A 14,033-nucleotide genomic window follows, 5' to 3' on the forward strand; every position below is an offset into this window, starting at 1 on the left:
AGAAGAAGGAGCCAGGTGAGCAGAACCGACATCGAAGCGGTCGAAGAGGTCAACACGGCCTTCTACGAGGCCATGGAGCGGGGGGACTTCGACGCACTGTCGGCGCTCTGGCTCGACGACGAGATCTCCTGCGTGCACCCCGGCTGGCCGGTGCTCTCAGGCCGCGGCGAGGTGCTGCGCTCGTACGCCCTGATCATGTCCCACACGGACTACATCCAGTTCTTCCTCACCGACACCAAGGTCGCCGTCATCGGCGACACCGCGCTGGTGACGTGTACCGAGAACATCCTCAGCGGCGGGCCCGCCGAGGACGGCGGGGAGCTCGGCCCGCTCGTCGGCCAGCTGGTCGTCGCCACGAATGTGTTCCGACGCACATCCGAGGGCTGGCGATTGTGGTCCCACCACGGTTCTCCCGTCCTCACCGAGTCCGACGAAGAGGACGAAGAGGACACCTCCTGACCCCCTCCGGCGGGGTCCGGAGTATTTCGCAGGTAAATTCGAAGACGGACGACGCCGACCGCACTCGGCGTAGGCCCATGGTTTCGGGTAGTCCCGGACCGGAAGCACCTACGAAAGCAGGAGTGATTCGCGTGGATCGTGTCGCACTGCGCGGCCTCAAGGCTCGCGGGCACCACGGCGTCTTCCCCCGGGAGCGCGAGGAAGGCCAGACCTTCATCGTCGACCTCGTGCTGCACCTCGACACCCGCCCCGCGGCGGCCGGAGACGACCTGGCGAAGACCGTGCACTACGGGGTCGTCGCCGAGGAGGTCGTCGACGTGGTCCAGGGAGAGCCCGTCGACCTGATCGAGACCCTCGCCGAGCGGATCGCCCAGCAGTGCCTCAAGCACGAAGCGGTGGCCCAGGTGGAGGTCGTCGTCCACAAGCCGGACGCGCCCATCACCGTCCCCTTCGACGACGTGACCATCACGATCACCCGGAGCCGCGCATGAACAACGGACTGAACGCCCAGAGCGACCCCACCGTGCAGCCGGTACCCGCATCGGTCGTCGAGACCGTGGACGCCGCGGACACCACCCTCTCCAACCCCAAATGGGCCGTCATCGCGCTCGGCGCGAACCTCGGCAACCGGCTGGAGACCCTCCAGGGCGCCATCGACGCCCTCGGCGACACCCCCGGCCTGCGGGTCAAGGCCGTCTCCCCCGTCTACGAGACCGAGCCGTGGGGCGTCGAGCCCGGCTCGCAGCCCTCGTACCTCAACGCCGTCATCGCGGTGAAGACCACCCTGCCCCCGTCCTCGCTCCTGGAGCGCGGCCACGCCATCGAAGAGGCCTTCGACCGCGTCCGCGAGGAGCGCTGGGGCCCGCGCACGATCGACGTCGACATCGTCGCGTACGCCGACGTGGTCTCCGACGACCCGGTCCTCACCCTCCCGCACCCGCGCGCCCACCAGCGCGCCTTCGTGCTGGCCCCCTGGCACGACATCGACCCGGAGGCCCAGCTCCCGGGCCACGGCCCCGTCGCCGCCCTCCTGGCCGAAATCGGCCTCGCCGGCGTCACGCCGCGCCCCGACCTGGAACTCCGCCTGCCGGAGTAGTCGTTAGTAGCCTGTTCACTGCGAATCGCTGAGAGTGGGGAACGGGCAAGTGAAGCAACTGAGGCCGGCGGTCCTGGCAGGGATCTTCGTGGTCGCCGGGGTCCTGTCCTGGGCGGGCGCCCGGCTGTGGAACGCCTACGGCACCCTGCCGGGCGTCCCGCTGGCCGCCCCGATCGTCCTGGGCGCCATCGCGGCGATCCTCCTCGCGACGGCCCTGTCGATGCGGGCCCGCCTCAAGGCCCAGCGGGAGCGCCGCCCGGGCGCCAAGGGCGTGGAGCCGCTGATGGCGGCCCGCGCGGTCGTCTTCGGCCAGGCCAGCGCACTGGTCGCGGCCCTGGTGGCGGGCGCCTACGGCGGCGTGGGCGTCTTCCTGCTGATGGACTCCCTCGACGTCCCCGCCCGCCGCGACCAGGCCTGGTACGCCGGCTTCTCGGTCCTGGCGGGCGCCGCCGTCATCGCCGCCGCCCTCTTCCTGGAACACGTCCTGAAACTCCCCGAGGACGACGACCCGGACAAGGCCCACGTCACCGCCTAGGAGGCGGTGGCCGGCCGCTGCGCGGCCGGCCACACCGGGTCAGCGCGCCATGATGAGGCTCATCGCCTCGGCCCGGGTGGCCGTGGCGCGGAGCTGGCCGCGGACCGCGGACGTGGTGGTCTTGGCGCCCGGCTTGCGGATGCCCCGGACCGACATGCACATGTGCTCGGCTTCGACCACCACGATGGCGCCACGCGCATCGAGGATCTCCATCAGGGAATCCGCTATCTGCGTAGTGAGACGTTCCTGCACCTGCGGACGGCGGGCGTAGACGTCCACGAGGCGCGCCAGCTTCGACAGGCCGGTGATCTTGCCGTTCTCCGACGGGATGTAGCCGACGTGCGCGACGCCGTGGAACGGCAGGAGGTGGTGCTCGCACAGGCTCACGATTTCGATGTCCTTCACCAGGACCAGCTCGTCGTGCCCCAGGTCGAACACCGTCGTCAGGACGTCCTCGGGCTTCTGCCACAGACCGGCCAGGATCTCCCGGTACGCCCGCGCCACCCGCGCCGGGGTCTCCAGCAGGCCTTCGCGGTCCGGGTCCTCGCCGACCGCGATCAGGAGCTCGCGGACGGCCGCCTCGGCGCGCTTCTCGTCGAACTCGCCGATCGTGCCCTCGCCACCGGTCAGGGTCACTGGGTCGGTCATTTCATCCTCGTTCCGTGTGTGCACCGCTCACGGGCACGTGAAAGTGCCGCGCCCCCCAAGGCTAGAACCTGGGGGGCGCGGCATGCATTCCGGGTGCTTCGGGTGCGCGGACTACTCCGCGCGGTCCTCCGGGGCGGCCTCGGGGGCCTTCTCCACCGAGACGGCGGCCTGGGCCGCTGCCGAGGTGCCGTTGGCGGAGTTCGTCAGCTGGAGCTCCTTGGGAGAGAGCACCGGCGGACGGGTGGAGGGGGTGCGGCGGGCGGAACCGGTCCACGCGGGGCGGGCCGGGCGCTTGACGATCGTCGAGAAGATCTCGGCGATCTCCTCCTTGCCCAGGGTCTCCTTCTCGAGGAGGGCGAGGACCAGGTTGTCCAGGACGTCCCGGTTCTCGACCAGGATCTCCCAGGCCTCGTTGTGCGCGGTCTCGATGAGCTTCTTGACCTCTTCGTCGACCAGCGCCGCGACCTCTTCCGAGTAGTCCCGCGGGTGCGACATCTCGCGGCCCAGGAACGGCTCGGTGTTGTCGCCGCCGAACTTGATCGCGCCGAGGCGCTCGGTCATGCCGTACTGGGTGACCATCGCGCGGGCCGTTGCCGTGGCCTTCTCGATGTCGTTCGCCGCGCCCGTGGTCGGGTCGTGGAAGACCAGTTCCTCGGCCGCGCGCCCGCCCAGCATGTACGCCAGCTGGTCGAGCATCTCGTTGCGCGTGGTCGAGTACTTGTCCTCGTCGGGCAGGACCATGGTGTAGCCCAGGGCCCGGCCGCGGGACAGGATCGTGATCTTGTGGACCGGGTCGGAGTTCGGGGAGGCCGCCGCGACCAGGGCGTGGCCGCCCTCGTGGTACGCGGTGATCTTCTTTTCCCGGTCCGACATGATCCGGGTCCGCTTCTGCGGGCCCGCCACGACGCGGTCGATCGCCTCGTCCAGCATGTGGTTGTCGATCAGCTTCTTGTCCGAGCGGGCGGTCAGCAGGGCCGCCTCGTTCAGGACGTTGGAGAGATCGGCACCGGTGAAGCCGGGGGTGCGGCGGGCGACGGCCGAGAGGTCGACGTCCGGAGCGACCGGCTTGCCCTTCTGGTGGACCTTGAGGATCTCCAGGCGGCCCTGCATGTCCGGGCGGTCGACGGCGATCTGCCGGTCGAAGCGGCCGGGGCGCAGGAGCGCCGGGTCGAGGATGTCCGGACGGTTCGTGGCGGCGATCAGGATGACCCCGCCCTTCACGTCGAATCCGTCCATCTCGACCAGCAGCTGGTTGAGGGTCTGCTCGCGCTCGTCGTGACCGCCGCCGAGACCCGCACCGCGGTGCCGGCCGACGGCGTCGATCTCGTCGACGAAGACGATCGCCGGGGCGTTGGCCTTGGCCTGCTCGAACAGGTCGCGGACACGCGAGGCACCGACACCGACGAACATCTCGACGAAGTCGGAACCGGAGATCGAGTAGAAGGGGACACCGGCCTCGCCCGCGACGGCACGCGCGAGCAGGGTCTTACCGGTGCCGGGCGGGCCGTAGAGCAGCACACCCTTGGGGATCTTGGCGCCGACGGCCTGGAACTTCGCCGGCTCCTGGAGGAACTCCTTGATCTCGTGGAGTTCCTCGACGGCCTCGTCCGAGCCCGCGACGTCGGCGAACGTGGTCTTCGGGGTGTCCTTGGTGATGAGCTTGGCCTTGGACTTCCCGAAGTTCATGACTCGGGAGCCGCCGCCCTGCATCTGGTTCATCAGGAACAGGAAGACAACGACGATGAGGACGAAGGGCAGGAGCGAAAGCAGCACGCTCAGGAACGGGCTGGTCTTGTCCGGAGTGACGGAGTATCCGTCCGGGATCTGACCGGCTTCGTACTTGGTCTGGAGGTTCTGGGCGAGCTGGACGCCCTGATCCCCGATGTAGTTGGCCTGGAACTTGGTGCCGTCGTGCTTGCCGAGCTTCTGGCCTTGGCTCAGCTCGATCTTGATCATCTGGCTGTCGCCGGTGGTCAGCTTCGCTGTCTCCACCTGGCCACTGTTGATCGCCTTGATGACCTCGCTGGTGTCCACCGACTTGTAGCCGCCGCCGGAGCCGACGACATTCATCAACACGACCACGGCGAGGACGGCCAGCACGATCCACATGACCGGCCCACGGAAGTATCGCTTCACGTCCATCCATACGGGGCGCCAGGCACCCCGTCCCTCCTGCCCGTAGGTAAATGCTGCTGTGAGTAAAGACTGTTCTTCGGAATGTACCCCTGTATTGTCACCCGCGGCCTCGTGGGACGGCTGACAGACCCGCCTTCCCCTGCTCCAACGGCGGGAATCGCCCCCAGGTTCCCCGGGCCTTCACCGGGGTTCCCAGGGGCCGGGAGCGGGATCAGCCGCCGTAGACGTGCGGGGCGAGCGTGCCGACGAACGGCAGGTTGCGGTACTTCTCCGCGTAGTCGAGGCCGTAGCCCACGACGAACTCGTTCGGGATGTCGAAGCCGACCCACTTCACGTCGATCGCGACCTTCGCCGCGTCGGGCTTGCGCAGCAGCGTGACGACCTCCAGCGAGGCCGGCTGGCGGGAGCCCAGGTTCGACAGCAGCCAGGACAGCGTCAGACCGGAGTCGATGATGTCCTCGACGATCAGGACGTGCTTGTCCTTGATGTCGGTGTCCAGGTCCTTGAGGATCCGGACCACGCCGGAGGACTGGGTCCCGGCGCCGTACGAGGACACCGCCATCCAGTCCATGGTGAGCGGGGTGGACAAGGCACGCGCCAGGTCCGCCATCACCATCACCGCGCCCTTGAGGACACCGACGATGAGCAGGTCCTTGCCCGCGTACTCCGCATCGATCTTCGCGGCCAGCTCGGCCAGCTTCGCGTCGATCTCTTCCTTGGTGATGAGCACCGACGCCAGGTCGCTGCCCATGTCCTTCTCGTCCACCCGCATCACTTTCGTTGTCGGCCGGGGCTCCGGGGGGTCCCCCGGAGGACTCAGCCGTGTTTCAGCACCAATCAGCCCTGCCGGATGACAAGTCTGCCACCCTGCCGCTGGGCCTCGACCCGGCCGGGCAGGTTGATGGCGCCCTGGCCGCGCCATCCGGTGATGAGCCGGTCGACTTCCTCGATGTGGCGGGCGAAGAGGGAGCCTGCGGGAGAACCGGCGGCGACCACGGCCCTGCGCAGCACCCGGCGGCGGACGGCCGGGGGCAGGGCGTACAGCTTGGCGCACTCCAGGCGGCCGTCCTCGTCCCGTACGCCGGTCTCCGCCTCGGCGGCCCAGGCGTCGAGGGCGTCGGCGTCGTCGCGGGAGAGCTGGGCGGTGCGGGCGAGCGCCTCGACGACCCCCTTGCCCAGCGCCTTCTCCAGGGCGGGCAGTCCCTCGTGGCGCAGGCGGGAGCGGGTGTAGGCGGGGTCGATGTTGTGCGGGTCGTCCCAGACGGCCAGGGACTGGACCATGCAGGCCTTGCGGGCGGTCTGCCGGTCGACCTGGAGGAAGGGGCGGCGGTAGCGGTTGTTGCGGCCGGGCCCGCCGGACACTTCCGCCATGCCGGACAGCGAGCGGATGCCGGAGCCGCGGGCGAGGCCCAGCAGGACGGTTTCGGCTTGATCGTCCCGGGTGTGGCCGAGCAGCACGGCGGCGGCGCCCAGCCGGTCGGCGGCCTCGTCCAGGGCCGCGTAGCGGGCGTCGCGGGCGGCGGCCTCGGGTCCGCCGTCGCGGCCGACGCGCACGGCGACGGACTCCACCGGGTCGAGGCGGAGGGCGGTCATGCGGGAGACGACCTCGGCGGCGCGCAGGTCGGAGCCGGGCTGGAGGCCGTGGTCGACGGTGATGCCACCGGCCCGGATGCCGAGCTTGGGGGCCTCGAAGGCGAGGGCCGAGGCGAGGGCCATGGAGTCGGCGCCGCCGGAGCAGGCGACGAGGACCAGTGGCGGGGCGCCCGCACCGGTGCGGGGGTCGGCGGGAACGGTGAGGTCGGTGAGGACGTCGTGGAGTACGCGGCGGACCGCCAGGCGTATCGCCGCGACCGCAGGATGGGGACCCATGTCCGGTGCCCTTCGATGGAGTTCGGATGCCTCGGAGGCTTTGGGGGTGTGGTGCGCTGTGGGTGGTGCCCGGTACCCCCGCCGGGGCGGGGATGTCACTCAGAGTGCGTCGATGGTGACAGAACCGAGCCGTTCCCCGAGCATCGCACGCCCTTCCACGGCCCACGGTCCCTCGGACGGGTGATGCTGCTTCCCCCAGTGAGACATGTTTACGCCCCCTGAGTCACCCTCGTTCGCTCTCTTCGCTCCCCTTGCGGTGTACGCGGGCCACCCAGTCCGCGGGCTTGGCGATCTCGGCCTTGGTCGGCAGCGTGTTCGGGGAGGTCCACACCCGGTTGAAGCCCTCCATCCCGACCTGGCCGACGACGGCGCGCACGAACCGCTCGCCGTCCCGGTACTGCCGCAGCTTCGCGTCCAGGCCCAGCAGCTTGCGCAGCGCGGCGTCGAGCCGCCCGGCGCCACTGGCCCTGCGCTGCTGGAACTTCTCCCGGATCTCGGCGACGGAGGGCACCACCTGCGGCCCGACGCCGTCCATGACGTAGTCGGCGTGCCCCTCCAGCAGGGACATGACGGCGGTCAGCCGGCCCAGCACCTCGCGCTGCTCGGGCGTCTGCACGATCTCTACGAGGGACCGGCCCTCTTCGCCGCGCTCGGCGTCGGGGCGGGCGCCCGCGAAGGACTGGGCGGCCTCGCGCAGGCGCTCCAGGACGGTCATCGGGTCCACTTCGGTGGCGCCGAGGAACGTCTGGATTTCGCCCTCCAAGTGGTCGCGGAGCCACGGGACGGCCGTGAACTGGGTACGGTGCGTCTCCTCGTGCAGGCAGACCCAGAGCCGGAAGTCGTGCGGGTTCACCTCCAGCTCGCGCTCTACGTGCACGATGTTCGGCGCGACGAGCAGCAGCCGCCCGCCGCCCGCGCCGGAGCCCGGCAGATCACGGGAGACCGGCGCGAAGGTCTCGTACTGCCCCAGCACCCGGGAGGCCAGGAAGCTCAGCAGCATGCCCAGCTCGACGCCTGTGACCTTCCCGCCGACCGCGCCGAACACGGCCCCGCCGGGGGTGCCCGCACGGCGGTCCTGGAGCTTCCCGAGCAGCGGCTGCAACAACTCGCGGAAGCCGGCCACATTGGCCTTGACCCAGCCGCCCCGGTCGACGACCAGCACCGGCGTGTCGTTGACGGGTGCCCCATCGGGGATCATCCGGGTGAACTCGCGCACATGCCGTTCCGAGGTCCTGGCGTGGCCGCGCAGCTCCGCGACGACGGCCCGCGCCTCGTCCCGGCTGACCTCCGGGCCGGGCCGCACCAGCCGGGTCGCGGTCGCCACCGCGAGGTTCCAGTCGACCATCTCCGCACCACTGATGCTCGTCATGCGTCAACGGTACGTGGACCAGCGGTCGGGCGGACCCCCTACGAAGTGCTCGCGACGGCGGCGGCCAGCTTGTCGAGCCCCTTCTCGGCGGCGGCCCCGTCGGCGCTGTTCGCGGTCAGAAAGGCAAACGCGAGAAGCCGCCCACCCGGATCCACGACGGTCCCCGACAGCGAATTGACCCCGGTCAGGGTGCCGGTCTTGGCCCGCACCAGCCCCGCGGCCGGGGAGGTCCCGGCATTGCGCGCGCGCAGGGTCCCGGTGAATCCCGCCACCGGCAGCCCGGTCAGCACGGGCCGGAGCTCTGGGTGCCCCGGCTCGGCGGCCTTGGCGAGGATCCCGGTCAAGAGGCCGGCACTCACCCTGTCCGCCCGATTGAGCCCACTCCCATCGGCGAACCGCGCCCCGGAGACGTCCACCCCCAACCCGGCGAGCTTCGCTCCCACAGCCTTCTCAGCACCTTCGAAACTGCCGGGCTGCCCAGCGGCCAGAGCGGTCTGCCGCGCCAGCGCCTCGGCGATGTCGTTGTCGCTGTTGGTCAGCATCCGCTCGACGAGCCCGCCGAGGGGCGTGGACAACGTGACCGCCAGCGGATCGCCGCCGCCGGCCTTGGCCCGTACCGGCTCACCGATGACCTTGACGCCACGCTCGGCCAGCAGGGCGCCGAAGGCCCTGGCGGCGGCCCCGGCCGGGTCCTCGACGCGGTCGACGGGCCCGGACACGGAATCGTCGGGCCTCCCCTCATCGGCCGCCAGAGCGGTCACCACCGCGATGTTGGGATTGACGCCGATCGGGTGCCGGGCGGGCCCGCTGTACAGGGAGTCGTCGTACCCCAGCCGCACACTCTCGGTCCCGGCCGCCTTCAGGGCCTGGGCGGTGTCCGCGGCCAGGGCGACGAGGCTGCCCCCTGATCCGGCCGGGGCCTTCTTCTTGGCGGTGAGCGAGGGATCCCCACCACCCACGAGCACGATCTCTCCGGCCTTCGCGCCCGGCATGACCGTGGTCCGGATCCGGTGCTCCGGCCCCAGCGCGGCCAGCGCCGCAGCCGCGGTGGCGATCTTGACAGTGGAAGCGGGCGTCATCGCGTCGCGCGCCCCGGACTCGTAGAGGACCTGCCCGGTGGCGGTGTCGACGACTGAGGCGGTACGGACCGACCCGAGCGCGGGGTCGGCCAGCAGCGGCCGCAGCGCGGCCGCGAGCCCCTCGGAGGCGGCCGCCGCCTCCTTCCGGGGAGCGCCGGGCCCGACCGCCCCGAGCACCCCAGGGGCACTGGGCGCGGCCTCCGGAAGCGCGTCCCCACCGTGATCTGCGCCACCCGTACGGCCCCAGGAGGCGGCCCTGTCCCGCTCGGCCTTACGCTGGCCGGAGTCCCATGGACCTGCGGCGGCCACCAGTGCCACCGACAGGGCCAGGCCGGAGACGGCCGACCCCGCGATGAGCTGCCACGTCTTGACATATGGCACCTCGGACCAGCCCCTTTCGCGATCACACATATGCGTGAGGGACACTTAACCACTGCGTCTTGCCGCGAGCATGGCACCCCACCCGGCAGGGCTGGGCCGGACGCGCTATCAACTCGGAGCATGGAGGAGCAGGACGTGGAGTTCGACGTCACCATCGAGATCCCCAAGGGTTCGCGGAACAAGTACGAGGTGGACCACGAGACCGGCCGGATCCGCCTGGACCGTCGCCTCTTCACCTCGACCAGCTACCCGGCCGACTACGGCTTCGTCGAGAACACCCTCGGCGAGGACGGCGACCCGCTGGACGCGCTGGTCATCCTTGACGAGCCGACCTTCCCGGGCTGCCTGATCAAGTGCCGCGCCATCGGCATGTTCCGCATGACGGACGAGGCGGGCGGCGACGACAAGCTGCTGTGCGTGCCGGCCTCCGACCCGCGCGTCGAGCACCTGCGCGACATCCACCACGTGTCCGAGTTCGACCGCCTGGAGATCCAGCACTTCTTCGAGGTCTACAAGGACCTGGAGCCGGGCAAGTCCGTCGAGGGCGCGAACTGGGTCGGCCGCGCCGAGGCCGAGGCCGAGATCGAGGCCTCGTACAAGCGCCTCGAAGCCCAGGGCGGCGCCCACTGAGCTCGCGCTCGGCGGTAACGGGCCGGGGCACGCCCCAGCGCCCCACGTGACAAGGCGGGCGGTATCCCGAGGGGATACCGCCCGCTGTCACGTTCCAGCCCTGCCACACCTGGGGCCCCCGGCCCCGCGCCTCAAACGCCGACGAGGCCGAACGTGCCTGATGATGCCCGTCCGGCCGCCATCTCGTGCGGGTCCGCCGCCAGATCACCCCAGCCACATCGGTCAGTGGCGGCTTGTCCCCAGCCCATACCGGGCTGACCGCCGCCAGACCGCCTCAGCTGCGTGGCGATCAGTGGCGGCCTATGTCCAGCCCCCAGACGGCCGCCGGACGCCGTCAAGGAGGAGCGCGTAGCGATCTGCCGCGCCCGCCGTCCCCCGATGGGCTTCTCGCCGCTGTTTCGTGCGGGCAGAGCCGCGCCCGGCGCGGAGCATACATGTGGGCCCCGGTGGCGGTGTGCCTGATGCCCGCGCCCCTGGCGCTGCCCGGCCTGGGTGATGGGGCTTGGCCGGCCTGGGGAAGCGGGCCCGCACCTCCCTGGCCTCCCCGTGCCCGTGTCTCTGACCCGGCCCGTTCCTTTGGGGGCTTCCCGGCAGTCTTCGGATTTCCGGGTCGGGCCGGTCGGTCAAGGGGGGCCGAAGGCCCTCGCGAAGCGACGCGACCGCAGGGAGCGCTCTTGAGGGACCGGCCCGACCCGGAGAGACGATGAGACTGACGGGAAACCCCCAACCCTCCCTGATGCCGGGTCACTGAGCCCCCGAACCCCGAAGCCACCGACCAGCAGGCCGACTTCCCCGAGCGAAATGCCGACGGGACCGACCCCGCTCACCGGACTACCGAGGCCCGGTCTCGCCACCGAGGGAGGCGGGTGTGGGCAACCACCGCACCGCCGCGGCGGTGCGAGGGGGGTACAGGCGCCGACCGAGCGCAAAGCCCCGCACCCCTGTCACCGCCCGCCCGAGCAAAATACCGACGGGACCGACCCCGCTCACCGGACTACCGAGGCCCGGTCTCGCCACCGAGGGAGGCGGGTGGGCAACCACCGCACCGCCACGCTGGTGAGAGCGGGGTGAAAGCGCCGACCGAGCGCGAAGGACCGACCCCGCTCGCCGGACTGCCGAGTCCCCGGCGGTGAGAGGGGGCCCAAGGCCCCGACCGAGCACGTCACCGAAACGATTCCGCATACTGATACCGGGCTGCCAGGACTGGAGGACGTGTGGCGGAGGCCGAAGGAGCCGGTGCCGAGGACCGGAAGCCGAAGTCCGATGAGGCGCACAGCGCGTTCTCCGTGCCGCCGGGGATGGAGCCGGAGGTTCCGGAGGAGGACCAGCCGACCTCCGAGTTCGCCCGGCCGGCGGGTGCCGAGCTGCCCGCCGCCGAGCCCGAGGGTTCCGCTTTCGCTCCCCCGGCCACTTACAGCGCCCAGCACTCCCCTCCCGCCTACACCCCCGGCCAGGGTTTCCCCGTAGCCCGCATGAAGGAGTCCCCCTGGCAGGACCGGATGCGCACGATGCTGCGCATGCCGGTCGACGTGCGGCCCGTACCGGACCTCGTGCAGAAGCCGACCGAGGCCGGGCCCGCCGTGGGCCGCGTACTCGACCTGACCCTGCGCATCGGCGAGCTGCTGCTCGCCGGCGGCGAGGGCGCCGAGGACGTGGAGGCCGCGATGTTCGCCGTGGCCCGCTCCTACGGGCTGGACCGCTGCGAGCCGACCGTCACCTTCACGATGCTGTCCATCACGCACCAGCCCTCCCTCGTCGACGACCCCGTCTCGGCCAACCGCACGGTCCGCCGCCGCGGCACCGACTACACCCGCCTCGCGGCCGTGTACCGCCTCGTGGACGACATCAGCGCGCACGAGATCGACATCTCCCTCGAGGAGGCCTACCGCCGCCTGGCGGAGATCCGCCGCAACCGCCACCCGTACCCCGGCTGGGTGCTCACGGCCGCCGCCGGCCTGCTCGCCGGGGCCGCCTCCACGCTGGTCGGCGGCGGGGTGCTCGTGTTCTTCGCGGCCGCGCTCGGGGCGGTGCTCGGCGACCGGCTGGCGTGGCTGTGCGCGGGGCGCGGGCTGCCGGAGTTCTACCAGTTCGTGGTCGCCGCGATGCCGCCCGCCGCGATCGGGGTCGCGCTCAAGCTCACCGAGATCGACGTACGGGCCTCTGCCGTGATCACCGGCGGACTGTTCGCGCTGCTGCCCGGGCGGGCCCTGGTCGCGGCCGTCCAGGACGGCCTGACCGGCTTCTACATCACCGCGTCCGCCCGGCTGCTGGAGGTCATGTACCTCTTCATCGGCATCATCATGGGCGTGCTCGTCGTGCTCTACCTCGGGCTCCAGCTCGGCGCCGCCCCCAACCCGGACGAGGTCCTCCAGATCACCTCGCGGCCGCCGATCCAGATCGCGGCGTCGATGGTGCTGGTGTTCACCTTCGCGATCCTGCTCCAGCAGGAACGGTCCACCGTGTGGATCGTGACGCTCAACGGCGGGGTCGCCTGGGTGACGTACGGGGCCCTGCACTACGCGGGGGGCATCCCGCCCGTGCCGTCCACCGCGGTGGCGGCCGGGCTGGTGGGGCTCTTCGGGCAGCTGTTCTCCCGCTACCGCTTCGCCTCCGCCCTCCCGTACGTGACGGCCGCGATCGGCCCGCTGCTGCCGGGCTCGGCGACGTACTACGGGCTGCTGCTGATCGCCGAGAACCGGCTGAACGAGGGGCTCGGCTCGCTCACGAACGCCGCGGCCATCGCGCTGGCCATCGCGATCGGGGTGAACCTGGGGTCGGAGACGTCCCGCCTGTTCATGCGGATTCCGGGGGCGGCCAGCGCGGCGAAGCGGCGCGCCGCGAAGCGGACGCGCGGCTTCTAGCGGGGGTTTCAATCGGGGCTCCGCCCCGGCCCCGCGGTTCGAACGCGGGCGCCGCCCAAAGACCGGGGCTCCGCCCCGCACCCCGCGCCTCAAACGCCGGCGAGGCTGGATTTTGCCGGCCTGAGTGCACAGGTGCGGCTACAGACAGACCTGGGGCTCGCCGACGCGGCTGACCAAGCGGAGCGCTACCGCTTCGCGTGACGCCCCCGCTGGCCCGGGGTCTGCGAACCCTCCGGGTCGAAGGAGGTCTCGGACGCGAGGGACTTCTTCTCCTTGCGGGCCTTCAGGACCTCGAAGATCACCGGGATGAGCGAGATGAGGACGATCAGGACCAGGATCGCCTCGATGTTGGTCTTGATGAACTCGATCTGCCCGAGCCAGTAGCCCGCGATCGTGATGCCCGCGCCCCAGCCGATGCCGCCGATGACGTTGTACGTGAGGAAGGTGCGGTACTTCATCGAGCCCGCGCCGGCGACCATCGGGGCGAACGTACGGATGATCGGCACGAAGCGGGCGAGCACGATGGCCTTGGGGCCGTGCTTGTCCATGAACTCGTGCGCCTTGTCCAGGTTCTCCCGCTTGAAGATCTTGGACTTGGGCCGGTTGAACAGCTTGGGCCCGAAGAACTTGCCGATCATGTAGCCGACCTGGTCACCGATGATCGCGGCGGCCACGATCAGGGTGCAGACCAGCCACAGCGGCTGCTTGATGTACTCGCCGTTCGCGACCAGCAGACCCGCCGTGAACAGCAGGGAGTCACCGGGCAGGAACGCGAAGAGTCCCGACTCCGCGAAGACGATGACCAGGATGCCGATCAATCCGAAGTGCGAAATCAGATAGTCCGGGGACAGCCACTCTGGGCCGAGCGCAAGCGTGTACACGGGTTCCGGACTCTCCTGGATGAGGGGGCGTGCTGCGGGGCGGGCGGTCTCAATTATCAACGCACACGACCCCCACCCGGTTCCAGAGG

Annotated in this window: 12 protein-coding genes and 1 pseudogene; 6 read left to right on the plus strand and 7 right to left on the minus strand. The window is 70.7% G+C overall.

Annotated features, from left to right (window positions below; translation table 11 throughout):
• Window positions 1-15: 15 nt before the first annotated feature.
• The 4 genes from ACGFYU_RS08290 to ACGFYU_RS08305 all read left to right on the plus strand — a co-directional run bounded on the left by ACGFYU_RS08290 (window position 16) and on the right by ACGFYU_RS08305 (window position 2,090).
• Window positions 16-459: a nuclear transport factor 2 family protein gene (locus ACGFYU_RS08290; protein WP_393826480.1), complete on the plus strand. Its 444-nt coding sequence runs from the start codon at window positions 16-18 to the stop codon at window positions 457-459.
• A 131-nt stretch (window positions 460-590) separates the two neighbouring features.
• Window positions 591-950, plus strand: coding sequence for a dihydroneopterin aldolase (folB, locus tag ACGFYU_RS08295; RefSeq protein ID WP_030010912.1), 360 nt, complete (start codon window positions 591-593; stop codon window positions 948-950).
• Window positions 947-1,555 (plus strand): 2-amino-4-hydroxy-6-hydroxymethyldihydropteridine diphosphokinase, encoded by a 609-nt coding sequence (folK, locus tag ACGFYU_RS08300; protein WP_393826481.1) that lies wholly within the window; start codon window positions 947-949, stop codon window positions 1,553-1,555. Before folB ends, folK begins: the two co-directional genes overlap by 4 nt.
• A 49-nt stretch (window positions 1,556-1,604) precedes the next feature.
• Window positions 1,605-2,090, plus strand: coding sequence for a DUF3180 domain-containing protein (locus tag ACGFYU_RS08305; RefSeq protein ID WP_393826482.1), 486 nt, complete (start codon window positions 1,605-1,607; stop codon window positions 2,088-2,090).
• A gap of 39 nt (window positions 2,091-2,129) precedes the next feature.
• Here ACGFYU_RS08305 and folE read toward each other — a convergent pair whose 3' ends face one another.
• The 6 genes from folE to dacB all read right to left on the minus strand — a co-directional run bounded on the left by folE (window position 2,130) and on the right by dacB (window position 9,572).
• Window positions 2,130-2,738: a GTP cyclohydrolase I FolE gene (gene folE / locus ACGFYU_RS08310; protein ID WP_382637825.1), complete on the minus strand. Its 609-nt coding sequence runs from the start codon at window positions 2,736-2,738 to the stop codon at window positions 2,130-2,132.
• Window positions 2,739-2,849: 111 nt separating this feature from the next.
• Window positions 2,850-4,880 carry an ATP-dependent zinc metalloprotease FtsH gene (gene ftsH / locus ACGFYU_RS08315; protein ID WP_393826483.1) on the minus strand — a complete coding sequence of 677 codons (2,031 nt, stop codon included), beginning with the start codon at window positions 4,878-4,880 and terminating at the stop codon, window positions 2,850-2,852.
• A 205-nt stretch (window positions 4,881-5,085) separates the two neighbouring features.
• Window positions 5,086-5,646, minus strand: coding sequence for a hypoxanthine phosphoribosyltransferase (hpt, locus tag ACGFYU_RS08320; RefSeq protein WP_114053543.1), 561 nt, complete (start codon window positions 5,644-5,646; stop codon window positions 5,086-5,088).
• A 65-nt stretch (window positions 5,647-5,711) separates the two neighbouring features.
• Window positions 5,712-6,743 carry a tRNA lysidine(34) synthetase TilS gene (gene tilS / locus ACGFYU_RS08325; protein ID WP_393826484.1) on the minus strand — a complete coding sequence of 344 codons (1,032 nt, stop codon included), beginning with the start codon at window positions 6,741-6,743 and terminating at the stop codon, window positions 5,712-5,714.
• A gap of 223 nt (window positions 6,744-6,966) precedes the next feature.
• Window positions 6,967-8,112: a zinc-dependent metalloprotease gene (locus tag ACGFYU_RS08330; RefSeq protein ID WP_393826485.1), complete on the minus strand. Its 1,146-nt coding sequence runs from the start codon at window positions 8,110-8,112 to the stop codon at window positions 6,967-6,969.
• 38 nt (window positions 8,113-8,150) lie between these two features.
• The gene (dacB, locus tag ACGFYU_RS08335) at window positions 8,151-9,572 is read right to left on the minus strand and encodes a D-alanyl-D-alanine carboxypeptidase/D-alanyl-D-alanine-endopeptidase (RefSeq protein ID WP_393826486.1); all 1,422 of its coding nucleotides are present in this window, start codon (window positions 9,570-9,572) and stop codon (window positions 8,151-8,153) included.
• 135 nt (window positions 9,573-9,707) lie between these two features.
• Here dacB and ACGFYU_RS08340 point away from each other — a divergent pair, with 135 nt between their 5' ends.
• Both ACGFYU_RS08340 and ACGFYU_RS08345 read left to right on the plus strand, forming a co-directional pair.
• Window positions 9,708-10,202: an inorganic diphosphatase gene (locus tag ACGFYU_RS08340; RefSeq protein ID WP_019888410.1), complete on the plus strand. Its 495-nt coding sequence runs from the start codon at window positions 9,708-9,710 to the stop codon at window positions 10,200-10,202.
• 1,214 nt (window positions 10,203-11,416) lie between these two features.
• Window positions 11,417-13,063 (plus strand): threonine/serine exporter ThrE family protein, encoded by a 1,647-nt coding sequence (locus ACGFYU_RS08345; protein ID WP_393826487.1) that lies wholly within the window; start codon window positions 11,417-11,419, stop codon window positions 13,061-13,063.
• A 221-nt stretch (window positions 13,064-13,284) separates the two neighbouring features.
• On the opposite strand, the pseudogene ACGFYU_RS08350 reads toward ACGFYU_RS08345, so the two are convergent.
• Window positions 13,285-13,944, minus strand: a pseudogene (locus tag ACGFYU_RS08350) (DedA family protein); the annotation flags it as partial.
• Window positions 13,945-14,033: the final 89 nt, after the last annotated feature.

Source organism: Streptomyces sp. NPDC048337, assembly GCF_043201175.1.
Lineage (GTDB): Bacteria > Actinomycetota > Actinomycetes > Streptomycetales > Streptomycetaceae > Streptomyces.

Coding starts and splice junctions, on each gene's coding strand:
- folK (WP_393826481.1), top strand. CDS start 947: ATGAACAACGGACTGAACGCCCAGAGCGACCCCACCGTGCAGCCGGTA.
- folE (WP_382637825.1), bottom strand. CDS start 2,738: ATGACCGACCCAGTGACCCTGACCGGTGGCGAGGGCACGATCGGCGAG.
- ftsH (WP_393826483.1), bottom strand. CDS start 4,880: ATGGACGTGAAGCGATACTTCCGTGGGCCGGTCATGTGGATCGTGCTG.
- hpt (WP_114053543.1), bottom strand. CDS start 5,646: ATGCGGGTGGACGAGAAGGACATGGGCAGCGACCTGGCGTCGGTGCTC.
- tilS (WP_393826484.1), bottom strand. CDS start 6,743: ATGGGTCCCCATCCTGCGGTCGCGGCGATACGCCTGGCGGTCCGCCGC.
- ACGFYU_RS08330 (WP_393826485.1), bottom strand. CDS start 8,112: ATGACGAGCATCAGTGGTGCGGAGATGGTCGACTGGAACCTCGCGGTG.